This is a genomic window from Cupriavidus sp. GW821-FHT07C08 (genome assembly GCF_059419025.1).
Window position 1 is genome coordinate 113850 of record NZ_JBWKQZ010000003.1, and the last position, 21680, is coordinate 135529.

Below are 21680 nucleotides of genomic sequence, written 5' to 3' on the forward strand. Positions count from 1 at the left end.
AGAACAAGCCCACCAGGAGACCCCCGATGTCCGCCACCCGCAAGCGCTTCGACGAAGACCCCTACCTCGACCACTGCACCGCCACCGTGGTGGCGGCCGGCGCCGAAGGGATCGAACTCGACGAAACCGTGTGCTACGCGCGCAGCGGCGGCCAGGCCGGCGACACCGCCACGCTGGCGCTGGCTGACGGGCGCACGGTGGCCATCGCCGACACTGTCTACGCCGACGACCGCAGCCGCATCCTGCATGTGCCCGCACCGGATGCGCCGCTGCCGCGCGTGGGCGAGCGCGTCACCGTGACCATCGACTGGGCGCGCCGCCACAAGCTGATGCGGCTGCATACCTGCCTGCACCTGCTGGGCTCGCTGATCCCGGCGCCGGTGACCGGCTGCGGCATCTCGCCGGAGTCGGCGCGGGTCGACTTCGACCTGCCGGAATCGACCCTGGACAAGGCCGACCTGACCGAGCGCCTGAACGCGCTGATCCACGCCAACACCGCGGTGCGCACCACGCTGATCACGCCGCAGGAACTGGCCGCCCAGCCAGAGCTGGTGCGCACCATCGGCGCCGCGCCGCCGGCGGGCACGGCCAGCATCCGCATCATCGAGATCCCCGGCGTGGACCGCCAGCCCTGCGGCGGCACGCACGTGGCCAACACCAGCGAGATCGGCGCGGTGGTGGTGACCAAGATCGAGAAGAAAAGCCGCACCAACCGGCGCGTGGTGGTCGCGTTCGCGTGATGGCCTCCGGCTTGCTCACCGGCCTGACGGCCGCGCAGTTCCTGGCCCTGCTGACCCTGCTGACGGTGGGCCTGTTCACGCCCGGGCCCAACACCACCATCGCCGCGGTCACTGGCGCCAACTTCGGGCTGCGCGCCACGCTGCCGCACTGCGTGGGCGTGGCCTTCGGCTTTGCCAGCATCCTGGCGCTGTGCGCGCTGGGCGTGGGCGCGCTGATCCTGGGCCAGCCCGCGCTGGCCGCCGGCGTGCACCTGGCCGGCGTGGCCTACCTGCTGTGGCTGGCGTGGAAGATCGCGCGCAGCACGGTGCTGGCACAGAAGCAGGTGCTGCGCCCGCTGAGCGTGTGGCAGTCGGCGGTGCTGCAGTACGCCAACATCAAGGCGTGGATGCTGGCGCTGGCGGTCGCGGCCTCTTACATGACGGGCGCGCCCTCGCCGGCGCAGCGCGTGCTGCTGGTGTGCGGCGTGTTCGCCGTGCTGGGCTTTGTTAGCAACGGCGTGTACGGCGTGCTGGGCGCATCGCTGCGGCAATGGCTGCAGCAAGGCCAGCGCGTGCGCTGGTTCAACCGCGCCATGGGCGCGGCGCTGGCGCTGACCGCGCTGTGGATTGCGGTCAGTGCCAGCCCGGGCGTGCACTGAAACCCGGCGATTCCGATTCCGAGCCAATGACAACCAAGACCCCGACCATGCCCGCCAGCCGGCCCGCTTCGCCGCCATTGACGTCTGCCCCACCGGCCTCCGGCGGCATGCTGCTCGGCTTTGTCGGTGTGGCGATCTTCAGCCAGACGCTGCCGTTCACGCGCATGGCGGTGGCCGAGCTGGACCCGATCTTTGTCGCAATGGGGCGCGCCGTCCTGGCCGCGCTGCTGGCGCTGGCGCTGCTGGCCTGGCGCGGCGCGCTGTCCGCCAGCCGCCGCCCGCGCGGCAGCCAGTGGCCGCGGCTGGCCGTGACCGCGCTGGGCGTGGTGGCGGGTTTCCCGCTGTTTTCTTCGCTGGCGATGCGCGAGGTGCCGGCCAGCCACGGCGCCATCGTGACCGGCCTGCTGCCGCTGGCGACCGCGGTATTCGCCGCCTGGTTCGGGCGTGAGCGGCCGTCGCCGGCGTTCTGGCTGTCGGCATTGGCCGGCAGCGCACTGGTGGTGGGCTTTGCCGTCTGGCAGGGTGCCGGCGGCCTGCAGCATGCGGACTGGTACCTGTTCGCCGCCGTGGTGCTGGGCGCGCTGGGCTATGCCGAGGGCGGCAAGCTGTCGCGCGAGCTGGGCGGGCTGGAAACCATCAGCTGGGCGCTGGTGGTGTCGCTGCCGGTGCTGGTGCCGGTGGTGGCCTGGCTGACCCTGCGCGACCTGCCGGCGATTGCCGCGGCGTCGCCGCGCGCCTGGGGCGGCATGGCCTATGTGTCGGTGTTCTCGATGTTTGTCGGCTTCCTTTTCTGGTACGCCGGCCTCGCAAAAGGCGGCGTGGCGCGCGTCGGCCAGATACAATTGCTGCAGCCGTTCCTGACGCTGGCGGGCGGCGCGCTGATCCTGGCCGAGCCGCTTGACGCCCCCACCATCGCCTTCGCCGTGGCGGTGATCGCCGTCGTGGCCCTTGGCCGCCGCGCCGCCGTGCAGCAAAGCGCACCTGCCGCGGAAACACCACCGATCCTCCCTGGACGCATTCACTGACTGGAGCCTACATGTCCCAAACCTCGGTCTACGACACCCTTGCCCGCCTCGGCATCGAACTGCCGGCCGTCAACGCCCCCGCCGCCGCCTATGTGATGGCCGCGCAAACCGGCAACACCGTGTTCCTGTCCGGCCATATCGCCCGCAAGGACGGCAAGGTATGGACCGGCAAGCTGGGCAAGGACATCGATACCGAGTCCGGCAAGGCCGCCGCGCGCGCGATCGCTATCGACCTGCTGGCCACGCTGCACGCGCACGTGGGCGACCTGAACCGCGTCACCCGCATCGTCAAGGTGATGAGCCTGGTCAACTCGACCCCCGAATTCACCGAGCAGCACCTGGTCACCAACGGTGCCTCCGAGCTGCTGGCCGAAGTGTTCGGCGACAAGGGCAAGCATGCCCGCAGCGCTTTCGGCGTGGCGCAGATCCCGCTGGGCGCCTGCGTCGAGATCGAGATGATCGCCGAAGTCAAGGCGGCCTGAGGCCCGCATGCGCATCGACAACCTGCCCTTCGGCACCACCGATTGGTCGGCCATCGCGCCGACCCGCCACCCCGGGGAGCAGGGCGAGGCCACCTGGCGCACGCGCCAGTTCGGCGACATCCGCGTGCGCATGGTCGAATATTCGCCCGGCTACCTGGCCGACCACTGGTGCAGCAAGGGCCATATCCTGTTCGTGCTGGACGGCGAGCTCCATACCGAGCTGGAAGACGGCCGGCAGTTCGTGCTCGGCGCGGGCACAAGCTACCAGGTAGCCGACCAGGCGGAAGTGCACCGTTCGTCCTCGCCGAAGGGCGCACGACTATTTATCGTTGACTGAGCGGCAGGCTTGCCGCTCAGCCCAGAACTCCCCCAGACGACAAGAGACACATCATGAAATGGGCCATCTCCCGCCGGGCACAGCAACTGACCAGCTCGGCCATCCGCGAAATCCTGAAGGTCACCGAGCGTCCGGAAGTCATTTCGTTCGCCGGCGGCCTGCCGTCGCCGGCTTCGTTCCCGGTAGCGGCCATGGAGGCAGCGACGGCCCGCGTATTCGCCGACAACCCGCAGGCGGCGCTGCAATACGCCGCGACCGAAGGCTACCTGCCGCTGCGCGAGTTCGTCGCCAGGCGCCATGGCGCGCCGGTCGAGCGCGTGCTGATCACCACCGGCTCGCAACAGGCACTGGACCTGATCGCCAAGGTGATGATCGACCCGGGCAGCAAGGTGCTGGTGGAAACCCCAAGCTACCTCGGCGCGCTGCAGGCGTTCTCGCTGTTCGAACCTGAGTTCGTCTCGATCCCCAGCGACGACAAGGGCCTCCTGCCCGAGGCGCTGACGCCCGAGCTGACCGCCGGCGCGCGCTTCCTGTACGCCCTGCCCAACTTCCAGAACCCGACCGGGCGCCGCCTGCCGCTGGAACGCCGCGAGGCGCTGGTGGCCCGCGCAAAGGAACAGGGCGTGCTGCTGGTCGAGGACGATCCCTACGGCGCGCTCAGCTACACCGGCGACCAGCTGCCCAGCCTGCTGTCGATGAACCCGGACGGCGTGATCTACATGGGCTCGTTCTCGAAGATCCTGGCCCCGGGCATGCGCCTGGGCTACGTGATCGCCCCGCCCGAGCTGCACTTCAAGCTGTGCCAGGCCAAGCAGGCGTCTGACCTGCACACGCCGACCTTCACCCAGCGCGTGGCCTACGAGACCATCCGCGACGGCCTGCTCGACACGCATATCCCGACCATCCGCGAGCTCTACGGCAAGCAGTGCCAGTACATGCTGGACGCGCTCAAGCGCCATATGCCCGAGGGCGTGACCTGGAACGCGCCCGAAGGCGGCATGTTCATCTGGATGGAGCTGCCCGAGGGCCTGGACAGCATGGTGATCCTGGAAGAAGCCGTGAAGCGCAACGTAGCCTATGTGCCGGGCGCGCCGTTCTACGCCAGCAACCCGAAGCGCAACGCGCTGCGCCTGGCCTTTGTCACGGTGTCGGCCGAGCGCATCGAGCAGGGCGTGGCGATCCTTGGCGAGCTGTTCCGCGAAGCCATCGCCGCGGCCGCCGCCAAGCAACCGCGCGCGGCCTGAAGCCCGGGCGCGCATCACCACTGGAGCCGACATGTTGCGTATCTGGGGCCGACTCTCCTCCATTAACGTGCAGAAAGTGGTCTGGTGCGCGCGCGAGCTGCACCTGGACCATGAGCGCGTGGATATCGGCGTGACCAAGGGCGACCTCGACACCGAGGCCTATGTGCGCCTGAACCCGAACCGCCAGATCCCCGTGATCGAGGATTTCCGCGGTACCGATGTCGGCGGCGAGCCCTTCGTGCTGTGGGAATCCAATGCGATCGTGCGGTACCTGTGCGCGCGGTATGGCGAAGGCACGCTGTGGCCCGAGGACGTCAAGGCACGCGCCTCGGCCGACCGCTGGATGGACTGGCAGACCACCGCCTTCAGCCCGGCCATGGTGACCGCGTTCCTGAACCTGGTGCGCAAGCCAAAAGCAGAGCGCGACGAGGCCGCCATCAAGGCATCGTGCGAGCGCACCGAGCCGCTGGCCGCGCTGCTGGACAAGGCGTTGGCCGGGCGCGAGTTCATTGGCGGCGACCGCTTCACCATGGCCGACATCTCGCTGGCCTGCGCCGCGCACCGCTGGATGGGGCTGCCGCACAAGCACCAGCCGCGCCCCGACCTGGAGCGCTGGTTGAGCGCGATGCGCGCCCGCCCCGCCGCGGACGGCATCCTGGAACTGCCGCTGCGCTGAGCCGCGGAAGTTTTTTCTTTGCTGCGGTTCTGCCTTACTTCGCCGCGCGCGAGCCCGACGCCGCGGTAAATACCCCCAGCCCGATAAACGCCGCGCCGGTCAGGTAGCGGCCGAACGCGCGCGCCCTGCCGGCGCGGCGCAGTGCCGGCATCACCGCGGCGGCGGCCATCACGTAGCAGGCATCGGTGGTCGCGGCAATCAGCACGAAGGCCACGCCCAGCGCCAGGCTCTGCGTCAGCGCCGAGCCTGCCGGGTTCATGAACTGCGGCAGGAAGGCGGCAAAGAAGATCGCGGTCTTGGGATTGAGCAACGCCACCACGAAGCCGTCGCGCACAACCTGGCGCAGGCTGCGCGGCGCCACTTCCGCCGTGCCGCCGTCTGCCGCCGCGCCGGCGCCGCGCAACGCGCGGATGCCCAGCCAGATCAGGTAGGCCGCCCCCGCGTACTTGACCACCGAAAACGCCAGCGCCGACACCGAGAACAGCACCGCCAGCCCCAGCGAGGCGCCGATCGCGTTGCCCAGGTTGCCCAGCGCCACCGCGCCGATCGAGGCCAGCCCGGCCCGCCGGCCCTGCGCCAGCGTGCGCGTGACGATATAGACCACGGCCGGGCCGGGCGTGATGGCCAGCGCCAGGCTGGCGAGCACGAATGCGGTCAGTAAAGGCCAGGGGGGAAGGAATTCGGTCATGGGCAGCCTCATTCAATGGTTGGATGCGGGCAGCGCGCCCGCGGCATGACGCCCGCCAGTATGCGCCGACCGCCGGCGCTTGCGCCAGTGCCGGCATGGCTGCCGGGCCAGTCATGCGAGCCGGTGGCAGGCACGCAGACTTTTGCAACAGGCGCCGTTTAGAGTACTCTGGCCGATGTGCCTGGAAGGCACCACGTGCGCCGCAATGCCCCCAGGGAAACCCTGATCCCTGAATGTGGCTCATGCCAGGCATGACGCAATGTACGGCAGCGAATACGGAACCCGTTTCTACAATCGCTGGTTCTTTCCCGCGCGCGGCGGATGCCGCTCGCCGGTGCAAAGCGCATGCATGGCGCCGAGGGCACGCAGATCGTCCCGGCGCCTGAGCCAACCTGAGGAGGACATCGATCGTGTGGAGTCAAGTCTATGACCCGCTAGGCAATATGGCGCTGTCGACCATTGCCGCGGGCGTTCCCGTCGCCGTGCTGCTGGCAGCGCTGGCGTTCTTTCATATGCAGGCCCACCTGGCGGCCGGACTGGCGTTGCTGATCGGCATGGTGGTCGCCTCGACGGTGTTCGGCATGCCGGCGGCGATGGCCGGCAAGGCGGCGGGGCTGGGCATCGTGTCCGGGCTGTTCCCGATCGGCTGGATCGTGCTGAACATCATCTTCCTGCACCGGCTGACAACCCTTAATGGGTCATTCAAGGTCTTGCAGAACTCGATCTCCGGCATCACCGAGGACCGCCGCCTGCAACTGCTGCTGGTGGCGTTCAGCTTCGGCGCCTTCTTCGAGGGCGCGGCCGGCTTCGGCACGCCGGTGGCCGTGACCGGCGCCATCCTGATCGGCCTGGGCTTCTCGCCGCTGGCCGCCTCGGGCCTGGCGCTGATCGCCAACACCGCGCCGGTGGCCTATGGCGCGCTGGGCGCCCCGATCATCGGCCTGGCGTCGGTGACCGGGCTTGACCTGCTCGACCTGTCGGCCATGATCGGCCGCCAGCTGCCGTTCTTCTCGGTGATCGTGCCGTTCTGGCTGATCTGGGCCTTTGCCGGCTTCCGCGGCATGCTGGCGATCTGGCCGGCAATCCTGGTGGCGGGCGTGAGCTTTGCGGTGCCGCAGTTCCTGGTGTCGAACTTCCACGGCCCGTGGCTGGTGGACGTGATCGCCGCGCTGGTGTCGATGGGCTCGCTGACGCTGTTCCTGAAGGTCTGGCATCCGAAGGAGATCTGGACCTCGACCAGGATCCTGGGCCGCCACGATGACTCCAAGGTCGACCATCCCGAAGCGCTCGAAGCCGATGCGCGCGCCAGCGCCGCCTCGGTCGGCATCTCGGTGGCCAAGGCCTGGATGCCGTGGGTGATCCTGACGGTGTTCGTCTTCGTCTGGGGCGTGCCCGAGTTCAAGAAGCTGATGGACAGCCTGTGGGCGTGGAAATTCCCGATCCCGGGGCTGGACAAGGCTGTCGTCAAGGTACCGCCGGTCGTGCCCAAGGACGTCATCGAAGGCGCGGTCTTCAACTTCAACGTGCTGTCGATGGCCGGCACCGGCATCTTTGTCTCGGCCATCGCCGGCGGCCTGCTGATGGGCTACTCGCTGCCGCGCCTGTTCAAGGAGTACTGGGAAACCATCAAGCTGGTGCGCTACTCGCTCCTGACCATCTGCGCGATGTTCGGCATCGGCTACCTGACCCGCTATTCGGGCCTGGATGCCACGCTGGGCCTGGCCTTCGCCCATACCGGCGTGTTCTATCCGCTGTTCGGCACCATGCTGGGCTGGCTGGGCGTGGCGCTGACCGGTTCGGACACGGCCTCGAACGTGCTGTTCGGCGGCCTGCAGAAGACCACGGCGGAGCAGCTGGGCCTGTCGCCGGTGCTGATGGCCTCGGCCAACAGCTCGGGCGGCGTGATGGGCAAGATGATCGACGCGCAGTCCATCGTGGTGGCCTCGACCGCCACCAAGTGGTACGGGCACGAGGGCGACATCCTGCGCTATGTGTTCTTCCACTCGATCGTGCTGGCGATCCTGGTGGGCCTGTTCGTGACGCTGCAGGCGTATGTCCCGCCGTTCACGCATATGGTGATCCACCACCCCTGACCGTTCAGCAGTTTCCGCACTGCGGTTCAGACAAGGCCCCGCCCCTGGCGGGGCTTTTCCATTGTGCAAGGCGCGTATTATGTTGTGTCTGATCCGCCGCACGCGCGCCCCCACCTCCCACGAAGACGCCGGGGCGCGCCGGGCACAACGGGAACCCTGCCATGTTGCGTCGCCTGGAAAGACTGATCGACCCCTTCCGGGGCATGCCCGACCACGAGCCGCCCGGCCAGGTCTGGCGCTTCTATGCCTGGTACCTGCGCGAAGTCTGGGGCGTGTTCGCGTTGCTGTTGCTGGTGGGCCTGGTCGGCGCGCTGATCGAGGTGGCGCTGTTCAGCTTCCTCGGCCGCCTGGTCGACATGGCCCAGACCACGCCCGGCGCGGAGTTCTTCAGCCGGCATCGCAATGAACTGCTGTGGATGGCGGCGGTGGCGCTGCTGCTGCGCCCGATCTTCTTCGGCCTGCACGACGTGCTGGTGCACCAGGTCATCAACCCCGGCCTGGCCAACCTGATCCGCTGGCAGAACCACCGCTACGTGCTCAAGCAGAGCCTGTCGTTCTTCCAGAACGATTTTGCCGGGCGCATCGCGCAGCGCATCATGCAGACCGGCTTTTCGCTGCGCGACTCGGCCGTGCAGGCGGTGGACGCGATCTGGCACGTGGTGATCTATGCGGTCAGCTCGCTGGTGCTGTTCGCGCAGGCGGACTGGCGGCTGATGATCCCGCTGCTGCTGTGGATCGTCTGCTACGTGGCTGCCCTGCTCCATTTCGTGCCGCGCGTGAAGCAGCGTTCGGTAGTCGCCACGGAATCGCGTTCCCGGCTGATGGGGCGTATCGTCGATGGCTACACCAATATCACCACACTCAAGCTGTTCGCCCACACCCGTCACGAGGAAGACTATGCGCGCGACGCCATGGCCGAGCAGACCGAGAAGTCGCGGCTGGCCGGACGCATGATCAGCGGCATGGACATCACCATCACCGCCATGAACGGCGCGCTGATTGCCAGCACCACGGGGCTGGCCCTGTGGCTGTGGAGCGAGGGGCACGTCACCACCGGCGCGATTGCGCTCACCACCGGGCTGGTGATCCGCATCAACAATATGTCGGGCTGGATCATGTGGGTGGTCAACGGCATCTTCGAAAACGTCGGGCAGGTGCAGGACGGCATGAAGACAATTGCCGTGCCGCGCGTGGTCACCGACCGCGCCGACGCAAAGCCGTTGCGCGTCACCCATGGCGAGGTCCGCTTCGAGCAGGTGGGATTCCACTACGGCAAGGGCTCAGGCGTCATCGAAGGCGTGGACCTGACGGTGCGCCCTGGCGAGAAGATCGGGCTGGTCGGTCCTTCCGGCGCCGGCAAGTCGACGCTGGTCAACCTGCTGCTGCGTCTTTACGACGTCGAGCGCGGCCGCATCCTGATCGACGGCCAGGACATCGCCGCGGTCACGCAGGAAAGCCTGCGCGCACAGATCGGCATGGTCACGCAGGACACCTCGCTGCTGCACCGGTCGATCCGCGACAACCTGCGCTACGGCAAGCCCGCCAGCACCGAGGCTGAACTGGCCGAAGCCCTGCACCGCGCCCGCGCCGACGAATTCACCCCGCACCTGGTCGACGCCCACGGCAATACCGGGCTGGAGGCGCAGGTCGGCGAGCGCGGCGTGAAATTGTCAGGCGGGCAGCGCCAGCGCATTGCCATCGCGCGCGTGCTGCTCAAGAATGCGCCGATCCTGATCCTGGACGAAGCCACCTCGGCCCTGGATTCGGAAGTGGAAGCGGCGATCCAGGAGAGCCTGGAAACGCTGATGCAGGGCAAGACGGTGATCGCCATCGCGCACCGGCTGTCGACGATCGCGCGCATGGACCGGCTGGTGGTGCTGGACAACGGCCATATCGTGGAAAGCGGCACGCATGCGCAATTGCTGGCGCATGGCGGGCTGTATGCGCGGCTGTGGGCGCACCAGACCGGGGGCTTCGTCGGCGTCGACTGACCGGAAGGCGGGGCTAGACCAGCCCCAGCAGGCCGGCCGCGCCGCCAAGCGCCACCAGCACCAGCGGATGCACCCGCGTCTTCAGCATCAGCAGCACCGTGGCGGCGGTAACCAGCATCGCCGCCCAGTGCAGGTCGACGCTGCGCGCCAGCACCCAGCCCGACGCGAACATCAGGCCGATGGTCAGTGCCGCCAGAGCGCGCCGGATCAGCCCCGGCCAGCGTGCGTGCGGCGAGCGCCCGGAGAAATACTCGAAACACAAGGCGATCAGGCTCGACGGCCCGCAGATGCCGAGCATGGATGTCAGCGCCCCGGCCAGCCCCGCCACCTGCCAGCCGAACAGCGATACGAACAGGATGTTCGGCCCCGGCGCCGCCTGCGAGATCGCGTACATCGCCGAGAACTGCGCATCGGTCAGCCAGCCATTGGCCTCCACCAGATAGCGATGCATGTCGGGCAGCGTGGTGCTGGCGCCACCGATCGCCAGCAGCGACAGCACGCCGAAATGGGCCAGCAGGCTGCCCAGGATTTCGCCCGGACTCATGCCTGCGCGCCCTTGCCGGTGCACCACTCCCACACCAGCGCCAGTGGCACCAGCACGGCCATCACCGGCACCAGTGGCCAGCGCAGCAGGCCGATGGTGCCAAAGGCGACAGCGCCGATCAGCACGTTGCGCACGGTCATCGACAGGCTCTGCGCCAGCCGGAAGCCGGTGGCCAGCATCAGTCCGGCCGACACCGCCGTCATGCCGGTCAGCATGCGCCGCACCGCGGCGACGTCCTGGTAGTGCTGGTACAGCAGCATCAAACCCAGCACCACCCCCATCGGCACCATCACCAGCCCGCTGAATGCGGCCAGCGCGCCGCGCCAGCCGGCAAAGCGCAGGCCCAGCATCAGCGCCAGGTTGATCACGTTGGGTCCGGGCAGCACCTGTCCCAGGCTGAGCAGTTCGACGAAGTCGCGGTCGTCCAGCCAGCGGTTGCGGTCGACCACCGCGCGCCGCACGAAGGGCAGTACGCCGCCGAAGCCGGACAGGCCCATGCGGGCAAACTCGATGAAGAGTTTGCGCGGACCGGGCGCGGGGGCGAGATCGGAAAGCGGGGGGACGGACATGCGGGACGAAGCGAGCGCTGTTTGATTCTTGTTATTTCGGACCGGCTACATTCCCTTATGCCGGGAATTACAGGCGCAGCACCTGCCAGCGGTTTGCTCCCTCTCCCGCAAGCGGGATAGGGAGCAAACCAACAGGGAACTCAGTTGCCGGCCGGCGGCTCCACGCGCACCGGATCGATGCGCGGCTCCTTGAGCTTGGCCTCGATGGCCTTGCCCTTGCGCGCGCGCTTGCCCACGTAGGCCTGCAAGGCCACGCCTGCCAGCTTCTGCGAAGTCGGCTTGCCGCCGCGCCCAGCGCCCGAAAGCATCAGCCCCGGCGCGCCGACGCCCACTGCCTGCAGCAGCTTCTCCTTGGGCTCCAGCTCCATCAGGATCACGCCGCGCCCGCCGGCGGACAGCACCTTCACTTCATCGAGCGCCACCAGCAGCAGGCGGCCGTTGCCGGACAGGCAGGCCGCATGCGTCGCCTCGTCGCCCAGCGGCGCCGGCACCAGCGGCGTGTCGCCGTTATCGAGCGTCAGGAACGACTTGCCGCCCTTCTGCCGGCTGATCATGTCGCCCACCTTGGTCTGGAAGCCATTGCCGCCCGCGGTGGCAATCAGCATGCGCTGCTCGGCAGCGCCCGCGAAGGTATGCGCGACCTGGCTGCCGGACTGCAGCTCGATCAGCGTGGTGATGGGCACCCCATCGCCGCGCCCGCCAGGCAGGCTGGCGACCGGCACGGAATAAACCCGGCCGTTGGTGCCGAAGGCCAGCAGCACGTCGACGGTGCGGCATTCGAAGGTGCCGTAGAGCGCGTCGCCGGCCTTGAAGGTGAACTGCTGCGCATCGTGGCCATGGCCCTGGCGCGTACGCACCCAGCCCTTCTGCGACATCACCACCGTCACCGGTTCGTCGACCACGCGCACTTCGGCCGCGGCGCGGCGTTCTTCCTGGATCAGGGTGCGGCGCGGGTCCTTGTCTTCCGGGCTGTACTGCTTGGCGTCGGTCTCGATCTCCTTGATGATGCGGCGGCGCATCATGGTCTCGGACTTGAGCAGCACGTCCAGGTCGGCCTGCTCCTCGCGCAGCTCCTTCAGTTCCTTCTCGATGCGGATCGCTTCCAGGCGCGCCAGCTGGCGCAGGCGGATTTCCAGGATGTCCTCGGCCTGGCGGTCGCTCAGGCCGAAGGCCTCGATCAGGGCCGGCTTGGGCTCGTCGCTCTCGCGGATGATGCGGATCACCTCGTCGATATTGAGCAGCACCAGCATCCGGCCTTCGAGGATATGGATGCGGTCCTCGACCTTGCCCAGGCGGTGGCGCGTGCGGCGCGTGACGGTGTCGAAGCGGAACGCGATCCACTCCGACAGGATCTCGCGCAGGCCCTTCTGCCGCGGGCGCCCGTCGGTGCCGATCATGACCAGGTTGATCGGCGCGCCGGATTCCAGGCTGGTATGCGCCAGCAGCGTATGGATGAACTCCTGCTGGCCGACGTTCTTGCTCTTGGGCTCGAACACCAGCCGCACCGGCGCATCCTTGCCGGATTCATCGCGCACCGCATCCAGCACTGCCAGTACGGTGGCCTTGAGCTGCTGCTGGTCCTGCGTCAGCGCCTTCTTGCCGGTCTTGATCTTGGGGTTGGTGATTTCCTCGATCTCTTCCAGCACCTTCTGCGCCGAGGTGCTCGGTGGCAGCTCGGTCACCACCAGCTGCCACTGGCCGCGCGCCATCTCCTCGATGGTCCAGCGCGCGCGCACCTTCAGGCTGCCGCGGCCGCCCTCGTAGATCTGGGCGATATCGGACGCCGGCGAGATGATCTGGCCGCCGCCCGGATAGTCCGGGCCCGGCATCAGCGCCAGCAGCTCGGCCAGCGTGATATTGGGATTGCGGATCATCGCCACGGTGGCCGCGGCGACTTCGCGCAGGTTGTGCGGCGGGACCTCGGTCGCCATGCCCACCGCGATGCCCGAGGCGCCGTTGAGCAGGACGAACGGCAGCCGCGCCGGCAGCAGCCTGGGCTCCTGCATCGAGCCGTCGTAGTTGGGCGCGAAATCGACCGTGCCTTCGTCGATCTCATCGAGCAGCAGCCGCGAGATCGGCGTCAGGCGCGCTTCGGTGTAGCGCATCGCCGCCGCGCCGTCGCCATCGCGCGAGCCGAAGTTGCCCTGGCCGTCGATCAGCGGGTAGCGCAGCGAGAAGTCCTGCGCCAGGCGCACCAGCGCGTCATAGGCGGACTGGTCGCCATGCGGGTGGAACTTGCCCAGCACATCGCCGACCACGCGCGCGGACTTGACCGGCTTGGCGTCGGCGCGCAGGCCCATCTCATGCATCGAGAACAGGATGCGCCGCTGCACCGGCTTCTGGCCGTCGGCCACCTCGGGCAGCGCGCGGCCCTTGACCACGCTGACGGCGTAGTCAAGGTAGGCGCGCTCGGCGTAGCGCGCCAGCGTCAGCGAATCGGCCGGCTCTTCAGGTTGAAACGTGATGTCTTGTTGTTCCATGGGTAGGCAAGAATTCGGCGCGCCACGTTGAACTGCCGGCGCGCCGGGTTGCTTGTTGTTCGGGTATGCCGGTCAGGGCATGGGGCGACGCCCGCCGATGACCATCTTCACGCGCGGGCCGTCCGCGCTGGCGCTGGCGCGCTTGAGCACCGCGCCCTGCTGCGGCTGGTACAGCCGGTAAAACTGCAGCACGGTGCTGACATACTGCCGGGTCTCCGGGTAAGGCGGAATGCGGTTGTTGTAACGCTGCACCGCGCCCTCGCCGGCGTTATAGGCAGCCAGCACCAGCTCCAGGTTGTTCGGGAACAGCTGCATCAGCCAGCTCAGGTAGCGCACGCCCGCGGTGATATTGGTGCGTGGATCGGCCAGCTTCTGCTCGACGGTGCGGCGCGCATCGGCGCTCACGCCGAAGCGCGCGCCGGTGTCGGGGATCACCTGCATCAGGCCGATCGCGCCCTTGGGCGACACCGCGCCCGGGTTGAAACCCGACTCCACCGCCATCACCGCCTTGACCAGCGCCGGGTCGACGTCCTGCTTGCCGGCGATCTGGTGGATCAGCGGCTCGACGGTCTTGATATTGGGATGGTTGACGACGTAGCGGTACAGCTTGTGCTGCTCCAGGTCGATGTCCGCGCCAGCGGCCGCCTGCGACTGCCGCGCCGCCAGGCGCCCGGTATCCAGCTTGCCACCGTCCTTCATGAACAGCTTGTAGCGCGCATCGAGCTTCTGGTCGGCAAAGTGCGCCACGCCGTCGTCATCGATAAAGCCCCACAGCTCGGCATGCGCCGCCGGCACGAAGGCGAGCCCGGCCAGCGCCACGACGGCTGCCGCCGCCTTGCGCCATGGTTTGCCGGGAGTTCTCTTCGTCATCGTGCGTTCCGGATTGCTGTCAGTTGGCGACCATCGGGAATGACGGCCAGGGAGACTGGGGATTATCTACCCAATCCCCGGCCGACGCTTACCGTCCAGGTGCCGCTCACTTCCCTCAGATATCGGCCTCGACCTCGTTGCCCTTCTCTTCCAGCCAGCTGCGGCGTTGCGCGGCCTCGCCCTTGCCCATCAGCATATTCATCATCTCGACGGTCTGCGGCAGGTCGAATTCGCCCAGCGACACGGGCAGCAAGCGCCGCGTGTCGGGGTTCATGGTGGTTTCCCAGAGCTGCTCGGCGCTCATTTCGCCCAGGCCCTTGAAGCGGGAAATCTGCCACGAGTTCTCCTTGACGCCATCCTTGAGCAGCTTGTCCTGGATCGCCAGCAGCTCGCCTTCGTCCAGCGCGTACAGCTTCTGCGCCGGCTTCTTGCCGCGCGCGGGCGCGTCGACGCGGAACAGCGGCGGACGCGCCACACAGACGTTGCCGGTATCGATCAGCTTGGGGAAGTGCCGGAAGAACAACGTCAGCAGCAGCACCTGGATATGCGCGCCGTCCACGTCCGCGTCGGACAGGATGCAGATCTTGCCGTAGCGCAGGTTGGACAGGTCGGGCTCGTCGTTGGCGCCGTGCGGGTCCACGCCGATCGCCACCGCGATGTCGTGCACTTCGTTGTTGGCAAAGAGGCGGTCGCGCTCGGTCTCCCAGGTGTTGAGCACCTTGCCGCGCAGCGGCAGGATGGCCTGGAATTCCTTGTCGCGGCCCATCTTGGCCGAGCCGCCGGCGGAGTCGCCCTCGACCAGGAACAGTTCGTTGCGGGTCACGTCGGTGGACTCGCAGTCGGTCAGCTTGCCGGGCAGCACGGCCACGCCGGAGCCCTTTTTCTTCTCGACCTTCTGCGCCGCGCGCGTGCGCGCCTGGGCCTGGCGGATCACCAGCTCGGCCAGCTTCTTGCCGTACTCGACATGGTGGTTCAGCCACAGCTCCAGCGCCGGGCGGCTGAAAGTGGACACCAGCCGCACCGCGTCGCGGCTGTTCAGGCGTTCCTTGATCTGGCCCTGGAACTGCGGGTCCAGCACCTTGGCCGAGAGCACGAACGAGGCGCGCGCAAACACGTCTTCGCTCATCAGCTTGACGCCCTTGGGCTGCAGCGCATGCATCTCGATAAAGCTCTTGACCGCCTGGAACAGCCCTTCGCGCAGGCCGGATTCATGCGTGCCACCGGCCGGCGTCGGGATCAGGTTGACGTAGGACTCGCGCACCGGCGCGCCGTCTTCGGTCCATGCCACCACCCAGGAGGCGCCCTCGCCGTCGGCAAAGCCTTCTTCGCCGGGATTGGCGTCGGGGTCGGCGAAATGCTCGCCCTCGAACATCGGGATCACCAGCTCGCGATCTGGCCCCTGAGCGCTGCCCTGCGCCAGCGCCTCGACCAGGTAGCCCTTCAGGCCCTGGTCGTACTGCCAGGTCTGGCGCTCGCCGGTCTTCTCGGTCACCAGCGTGACCTTGACGCCCGGCAGCAGCACCGCCTTGCTGCGCAGCAGGCGTTGCAGCTCGGCCAGCGGGATCGCGGCCGAGTCGAAATACTTGGCATCCGGCCACACCTGCACGCGGGTGCCGCTTTTCTTCTCGCCACGCTCGATCTTGCGCGAGGCCAGCGGCACGGTCACGTCGCCGCCGGAGAAGGTCAGCGTCGAGCACATGCTGTCGCGCCACACGGTCACGTCCATCTGCGTCGACAAGGCATTGGTCACCGACACGCCCACGCCGTGCAGGCCGCCCGAGAAGGCATAGGCACCACCCTTGCCCTTGTCGAACTTGCCGCCGGCGTGCAGCCGGGTGAAGACGATCTCGACCACCGGCACGCCTTCTTCCGGGTGGATGCCCACCGGGATGCCGCGGCCGTCATCCTCCACGCTGAGGCTGCCGTCGCGATGCAGGGTCACCAGGATCTCGGAGCCGTGGCCGCCGAGGGCCTCGTCCGAGGCGTTGTCGATCACCTCCTGCACGATATGCAGGGGGTTGTCGGTCCGGGTGTACATGCCGGGACGCTGCTTGACCGGCTCCAGGCCCTTCAGGACCCGGATGGAAGATTCGCTGTACTGACTGGTTTTGCTCGCCATGGAGTCGCTACGAAAGTGATGGTCCCGGCTGCCACGAGGCGCACAACTGTGCACGCGCCGGGGCACCGGGCACTGCATTGTAATGGAAGCGGGCGACGGCAATCCCGCCAAAAAGACGCTCACCCTGCCAGCCCGCGCCGGCGCTGCTTTGCCGGGCCGCCGCCACTTTTTGCCAGGGCGCCCCAACCCGGCCGGCCTCGCGGGCAGCGCAGTACGCGTTTTCCCGAGCCGGAGTAAACTCGCCACCACCCGGCCCCGGCAAGCCTGATTGCCATCCCGGCACGGACAATAACAAGCACACAATCCCTGTCGGCGCCGCCCTACCCGGCGGGACTGCCGCACACCGAGCCAAGACATGCAGAACCGACAACTCTCCCTGACCACCGTCCTCGTGTGCGGTGGGCTGCTGGTCACGCTTTCGATGGGCATCCGGCACGGCTTCGGCCTGTTCAACCTGCCGATCACGCAGGCCCACGGCTGGAACCGCGAGACCTTCGCCTTTGCCCTGGCGCTGCAGAACCTGATGTGGGGCGCCAGCCAGCCCTTTGCCGGGGCGCTGGCCGACAAGTTCGGCGCGCTGCGCATCATGCTGGTCGGTGTGGCGCTGTACGTGGCCGGGCTGGTGGTGATGGCACTGGCCACCAGCGGCACCGCCTTTGCCACCGGTGCCGGCGTGATGATCGGCATCGCCCAGTCCGGCACCACCTACAGCATCGTCTACGGCGTGATCGGCCGCGTGGCCAGCCCCGAGAAGCGGGTCTGGGCCATGGGCATCGCCGCCGCCGCCGGCTCGTTCGGCCAGTTCCTGATGATTCCGGTGGAACAGAGCCTGATCTCCGGCCTGGGCTGGCAGAACGCGCTGTACGTGATGGCGCTGATGGCCTGCGTGATGCTGCCGCTGGCGCTGACGCTGCGCGAGCCGCGCGAAGCGGCCCACACCGGCGGCCACCACCAGACCATCGGCCAGGCCGTGCACGAAGCCTTCGGCAACCGCAACTTCCAGCTGCTGACGCTGGGCTACTTCGTGTGCGGCTTCCAGGTGGTGTTTATCGGCGTGCACCTGGCACCGTACCTGAAGGACCAGGGCCTGACCGACCCGAAAGTCGCCGTCGTGGCGCTGGCGCTGATCGGGCTGTTCAATGTGTTCGGCACCTATACCGCCGGCGCGCTGGGCCAGCGCCTGCCCAAGCGCTACCTGCTGTCCGCCATCTACGTGACGCGCTCGGTGGTGATCGCCGGCTACCTGCTGCTGCCGCTGACGGTGGCCAGCACCTGGGTGTTCGCCGCGCTGATGGGCTTCCTGTGGCTGTCCACGGTGCCGCTGACCAACGGCATCATCGCCCAGGTGTTCGGCGTGAAATACCTGTCGATGCTGTCGGGCGTGGTGTTCTTCTCGCACCAGATCGGCAGCTTCCTGGGGGCCTGGCTGGGCGGCTACCTCTATGATCGCACCGGCGGCTACAACACGGTGTGGCTGATCTCGATCGCGCTGGGCGTGGTGGCCGCGCTGGTGAACCTGCCGATCCGCGAGCAGGCGCTGGTGCGCGCGCAGCCGGCGGCGGCATGATGACAGCGGCCCGCGTCCGCGTGGCGAAGGCAGCCGGGCTGGCGGTGCTGGCCGGGCTGCTGGCGCTGGGGTTCGTGGGCTACCTGCGGCCGGGTTTTATGGTCGATCTGACCAATATGGTATTGGCGTGGTGCGGGTGACGCAGCCAGGCGCTCACACGCCCTCGCCCTTTGACTTCGCTTCCAGCACTTCCCAGCGCTCCAGCGCTTCCAGCAGTTCCATCTCGATCTCGTCGTGCCGGGTGCCCAGCTGCACGGCCTTGGGCGCATCGCTGACATAGAGCGAACCGTCTTCCAGCTGCGCCGAGATCGCCTTCTGCTCCGTTTCCAGCGCGGCAATGCGCTCCGGCAGGCCGTCCAGCTCGCGCTGCTCCTTGTACGACAGCTTGACGGTCCGGTTGGCGCCGCGCGCCTCGCGCGAGTCCTTGCCCTTTACCGGCTCCGCCGCCTTCTGCTCCGGCTTGCGCGCGACCTGCAGCGCGGCGCTGCGGGCCGACTGCTCGACCCAGTCTGAGTACCCGCCTACCGACTCGCGCCACACGCCGTCGCCCTCGGCGGCCAGGGTCGAGGTCACCACGTTGTCCAGGAAGGCGCGGTCGTGCGAGACCAGGAACACGGTGCCGCTGTAGTCCTGCAGCAGTTCTTCCAGCAGTTCCAGCGTGTCAATATCAAGATCGTTGGTGGGCTCGTCCAGCACCAGCACATTGGCCGGGCGCGCAAACAGGCGCGCCAGCAGCAGCCGGTTGCGCTCGCCGCCAGACAGCGACTTGACCGGCGAGCGCGCGCGTTCCGGCGCGAACAGGAAGTCGCCCAGGTAGCTCATCACATGCTTGCGTTGGCCGTTGACCTCGACCCAGTCGCTGCCCGGGCTGATGGTGTCGGCCAGCGAGCGCTCCAGGTCCAGCGCGGTGCGCATCTGGTCGAAGTACGCCACCTGCAGGTTGCTGCCATTGCGCACGGTGCCGCTGTCCGGCGCCAGTTCGCCCAGGATCAGCCGCAGCAGCGTGGTCTTGCCGGCGCCGTTGGGGCCGATCAGGCCGACCTTGTCGCCGCGCATGATGGTGGCGGTGAAGTCGCGCACCACCACCTTGTCGCCATAGGCCTTGCTGACGCCGGTCAGCTCCGACACGATCTTGCCGGAGCGGTCGGCCTGCGACACTTCCAGCTTGACGTTGCCTTGTACCTCGCGCCGCGCGGCGCGCTCATTGCGCATCGCCACCAGCCGCTGGATGCGCGACACGCTGCGCGTGCGGCGCGCCTCCACCCCCTTGCGGATCCACACTTCCTCCTGCGCCAGCAGCTTGTCGAACTTGGCCTGCTCGACCTGCTCGGCCGCCAGCATCTCTTCCTTGCGCGCCTGGTAGGCGGCGAAGTTGCCGGGGAAGGACACCAGCCGGCCACGGTCCAGTTCGATGATGCGGGTCGCGACGCGGTCCAGGAAGGCGCGGTCGTGGGTGATCAGCAGCACGCTGCCGCGGAAGCCCAGCAGCAGGTCTTCCAGCCAGCGGATCGCTTCCACATCGAGGTGGTTGGTGGGCTCGTCCAGCAGCAGGATGTCGGGCTCGGCCACCAGCGCCTGCGCTAGCGCCACGCGTTTCTGCAGGCCGCCGGACAGTGCCTCGACGCGCGTGTGCGAATCCAGCCCAAGCCGTGCCAGCGTGGTTTCGACGCGGGTGCGCAGCTGCCAGGCGCCGGCGGCGTCCAGCTCGGACTGCAGCCGGTGCAATTCGGCCAGCGCGGCTTCGTCGTCATGGTTCTCGGCCACGCGGTCGGCGGCGGCCTCGTAGCGCACCAGCAGGTCGTGCGCATCGCCCATGCCCTGGGAGACGGCATCGAACACGGTGATGCCCGCCTCGAACTGCGGCTCCTGCGGCACGTAGGCGCTGGTCACGCCGCTCTGGCGCGCGATCAGCCCATCGTCCGGCGCCGACAGCCCCGCCACGATCTTCAGCAGCGAGGACTTGCCCGAGCCGTTGCGCCCGATCAAACCCACGCGCTCGCCGGCCTCCAGCGAAAAATCGGTGTGATCGAGCAGGGCCACGTGCCCGAAGGCAAGCTGGGCGTCGGTAATGGAAAACAGGGCCATGGGAGAAAGACAAGACGACGAGAGAAAGGAGGGACGGCCTGGCAGCAAGGGCTGGCGTGGCACGGCAGCCCGCATTGTAGACGACCGGGGCCGGGCCAAGGCTGGCCCCAAAAAAGAAGGGCCCGCGCACTGCGGGCCCAAGAGTCTCTCCTCGGTGCCCTGCTCGCAAGGCACGAAGCCAGCATAACAACGCCCCCGTGCCCGCTCCAGTCGGAAAAGTCCGTAAGGGAAAGCCCCGTCAACCGCGATTTCGGGATGCCGCCGCGGCAAATAGGTACGGCCAAGGCACTCATGCGAAGATGTCGGCCGTGCCAATGGCCTGCCGCCGTCCCTTCCGATGACCACCGCTTCACTGAAATTCTCCGACCTGTCCGTGTCCGCGCTCGTCGCCGGGCTGGTCGCCACGCTTACCGGCTATACCAGTTCGCTGGTGCTGATGATCCAGGCCGGCCAGGCCGCCCACCTGACCGATGCCCAGATCTCGTCCTGGATCTGGGCGCTGTCGATGGGCATGGGGATCACCACCATCGGCCTGTCGCTGGCGCTGCGCGTGCCGATCGTGGTGGCCTGGTCCACTCCCGGCGCCGCGCTGCTGATCGCCAGCCTGCCCGGCGTGCCCTACGCGGAAGCCATCGGCGCCTTCCTGCTGGCCGGGCTGATGATGGCCGCGGCCGGCATGACCGGCTGGTTCGACAAGCTGATGCGCGCCCTGCCCGCCAGCATCGCCTCAGCCCTGCTGGCCGGCATCCTGTTCCGCATCAGCGTGGATGTGTTCGTGCAGGCGCAGCACCAGACCGTGCTGCTGCTGGCGATGTTCGCCGCCTACCTGCTCGGGCGGCGGCTGTGGCCGGCCTATGCGGTGCCAGGGGTGCTGCTGACCGGGGCGGTGATCGCCGGCGTGCTCGGCCAGCTAGATTTCTCGGGCGTGCGGCTCGCGTTGGCGGTGCCGGTATGGACCACGCCGGCGTTCTCGTTGTCGGCCTTGGTCAGCATGGCGGTTCCGCTGTTTATCGTGGCGCTGGCCTCGCAGAACATCCCCGGGCTGGCCGTGCTGCAAGCCGACGGCTACCACGTGCCGGCCTCGCGCCTGATCTCGATCACCGGCCTGACCTCGGCCGTGCTGGCGCCGTTCGGCTCGCACGGCGTCAACCTGGCGGCGATCACCGCCGCCATCTGCACCGGCCCGCAGGCCGACCCCGACCGCAACCGCCGCTATACCGCGGCCGTGGTCTGCGGCGTTGGCTACCTGGTCGCGGGCACGCTGGCCGCCAGCATCGCGGCGCTGTTTGCGGCCTTTCCACAAGCGCTGGTGGTGGGCGTGACCGCGTTCGCGCTGATGGGCTCGATCGCCAACGGCCTGACCGTGGCCATGCAAATCCCGGCCGAGCGCGAAGCCGCGCTGCTGACCTTCATGATCACGGCGTCCGGCATGACCCTGGCGGGTGTTGGCTCTGCGTTCTGGGGCGTGGTGGGCGGCATGCTGGCGTTCCACGTGCTGCGCCAGCGCTCCGCCTGAGCATCGCCCTTCAGGC

19 protein-coding genes are annotated in these 21680 nt (G+C 68.1%); 12 read left to right on the forward strand and 7 right to left on the reverse strand.

The window, feature by feature from the left end; genetic code table 11:
• Window positions 1–26: 26 nt before the first annotated feature.
• Genes AC07UK_RS05735 through AC07UK_RS05765 form a run of 7 tightly spaced genes read left to right on the forward strand, consistent with a single transcriptional unit; the run spans window position 27 to window position 5142 of the window.
• A complete protein-coding gene (locus tag AC07UK_RS05735) occupies window positions 27–740 on the forward strand; it encodes an alanyl-tRNA editing protein (protein ID WP_436222262.1) in 714 nt (237 codons plus the stop codon).
• Window positions 740–1378 (forward strand): LysE family translocator, encoded by a 639-nt coding sequence (locus AC07UK_RS05740; protein WP_494685926.1) that lies wholly within the window; start codon window positions 740–742, stop codon window positions 1376–1378. The genes AC07UK_RS05735 and AC07UK_RS05740 overlap by 1 nt, the downstream gene beginning before the upstream one ends.
• A gap of 47 nt (window positions 1379–1425) precedes the next feature.
• A complete protein-coding gene (locus AC07UK_RS05745; protein WP_494686007.1) occupies window positions 1426–2403 on the forward strand; it encodes a DMT family transporter in 978 nt (325 codons plus the stop codon).
• An 11-nt stretch (window positions 2404–2414) separates the two neighbouring features.
• Window positions 2415–2885 carry a RidA family protein gene (locus AC07UK_RS05750; RefSeq protein ID WP_436222264.1) on the forward strand — a complete coding sequence of 157 codons (471 nt, stop codon included), beginning with the start codon at window positions 2415–2417 and terminating at the stop codon, window positions 2883–2885.
• Between the two features lie 7 nt (window positions 2886–2892).
• Window positions 2893–3222 (forward strand): DHCW motif cupin fold protein, encoded by a 330-nt coding sequence (locus AC07UK_RS05755; protein WP_494685927.1) that lies wholly within the window; start codon window positions 2893–2895, stop codon window positions 3220–3222.
• 53 nt (window positions 3223–3275) lie between these two features.
• Window positions 3276–4466, forward strand: a complete 1191-nt coding sequence (locus tag AC07UK_RS05760) for an aminotransferase-like domain-containing protein (RefSeq protein ID WP_013957457.1) — start codon at window positions 3276–3278, stop codon at window positions 4464–4466.
• A 31-nt stretch (window positions 4467–4497) separates the two neighbouring features.
• Complete coding sequence (locus AC07UK_RS05765; protein WP_436222265.1) at window positions 4498–5142, forward strand: glutathione S-transferase family protein; 645 nt, start codon at window positions 4498–4500, stop codon at window positions 5140–5142.
• Between the two features lie 34 nt (window positions 5143–5176).
• Here AC07UK_RS05765 and AC07UK_RS05770 read toward each other — a convergent pair whose 3' ends face one another.
• Window positions 5177–5830 (reverse strand): LysE family translocator, encoded by a 654-nt coding sequence (locus AC07UK_RS05770; protein ID WP_494685928.1) that lies wholly within the window; start codon window positions 5828–5830, stop codon window positions 5177–5179.
• 410 nt (window positions 5831–6240) lie between these two features.
• On the opposite strand from AC07UK_RS05770, the gene AC07UK_RS05775 reads away from it, so the two are divergent.
• Entirely contained in the window at window positions 6241–7923 is a 1683-nt protein-coding gene (locus tag AC07UK_RS05775; RefSeq protein ID WP_494685929.1) for an L-lactate permease, read from the forward strand.
• Window positions 7924–8084: 161 nt separating this feature from the next.
• Window positions 8085–9914 carry an ABC transporter ATP-binding protein gene (locus AC07UK_RS05780; RefSeq protein ID WP_494685930.1) on the forward strand — a complete coding sequence of 610 codons (1830 nt, stop codon included), beginning with the start codon at window positions 8085–8087 and terminating at the stop codon, window positions 9912–9914.
• 13 nt (window positions 9915–9927) lie between these two features.
• On the opposite strand, the gene AC07UK_RS05785 is transcribed toward AC07UK_RS05780, so the two are convergent.
• The 5 genes from AC07UK_RS05785 to AC07UK_RS05805 all read right to left on the reverse strand — a co-directional run bounded on the left by AC07UK_RS05785 (window position 9928) and on the right by AC07UK_RS05805 (window position 16496).
• Window positions 9928–10458, reverse strand: a complete 531-nt coding sequence (locus tag AC07UK_RS05785; protein ID WP_494685931.1) for a chromate transporter — start codon at window positions 10456–10458, stop codon at window positions 9928–9930.
• The gene (locus AC07UK_RS05790) at window positions 10455–11027 is read right to left on the reverse strand and encodes a chromate transporter (RefSeq protein ID WP_494685932.1); all 573 of its coding nucleotides are present in this window, start codon (window positions 11025–11027) and stop codon (window positions 10455–10457) included. The genes AC07UK_RS05785 and AC07UK_RS05790 overlap by 4 nt, the downstream gene beginning before the upstream one ends.
• Before the next feature lie 140 nt (window positions 11028–11167).
• Complete coding sequence (gene parC, locus AC07UK_RS05795; protein ID WP_494685933.1) at window positions 11168–13507, reverse strand: DNA topoisomerase IV subunit A; 2340 nt, start codon at window positions 13505–13507, stop codon at window positions 11168–11170.
• A 72-nt stretch (window positions 13508–13579) separates the two neighbouring features.
• Complete coding sequence (locus AC07UK_RS05800) at window positions 13580–14377, reverse strand: lytic transglycosylase domain-containing protein (RefSeq protein WP_436222271.1); 798 nt, start codon at window positions 14375–14377, stop codon at window positions 13580–13582.
• Between the two features lie 115 nt (window positions 14378–14492).
• Window positions 14493–16496: a DNA topoisomerase IV subunit B gene (locus AC07UK_RS05805; protein ID WP_494685934.1), complete on the reverse strand. Its 2004-nt coding sequence runs from the start codon at window positions 16494–16496 to the stop codon at window positions 14493–14495.
• 355 nt (window positions 16497–16851) lie between these two features.
• Here AC07UK_RS05805 and AC07UK_RS05810 point away from each other — a divergent pair, with 355 nt between their 5' ends.
• Window positions 16852–18063 (forward strand): MFS transporter, encoded by a 1212-nt coding sequence (locus AC07UK_RS05810; RefSeq protein WP_114131774.1) that lies wholly within the window; start codon window positions 16852–16854, stop codon window positions 18061–18063.
• Entirely contained in the window at window positions 18060–18203 is a 144-nt protein-coding gene (locus AC07UK_RS05815; protein ID WP_153953659.1) for a hypothetical protein, read from the forward strand. Before AC07UK_RS05810 ends, AC07UK_RS05815 begins: the two co-directional genes overlap by 4 nt.
• Before the next feature lie 13 nt (window positions 18204–18216).
• On the opposite strand, the gene AC07UK_RS05820 is transcribed toward AC07UK_RS05815, so the two are convergent.
• Window positions 18217–20148 (reverse strand): ATP-binding cassette domain-containing protein, encoded by a 1932-nt coding sequence (locus tag AC07UK_RS05820; protein ID WP_436222274.1) that lies wholly within the window; start codon window positions 20146–20148, stop codon window positions 18217–18219.
• A gap of 337 nt (window positions 20149–20485) precedes the next feature.
• Here AC07UK_RS05820 and AC07UK_RS05825 point away from each other — a divergent pair, with 337 nt between their 5' ends.
• On the forward strand, window positions 20486–21664 hold the full coding sequence (locus AC07UK_RS05825) for a benzoate/H(+) symporter BenE family transporter (protein ID WP_494685935.1): 1179 nt from the start codon (window positions 20486–20488) through the stop codon (window positions 21662–21664).
• Window positions 21665–21680 lie beyond the last annotated feature (16 nt).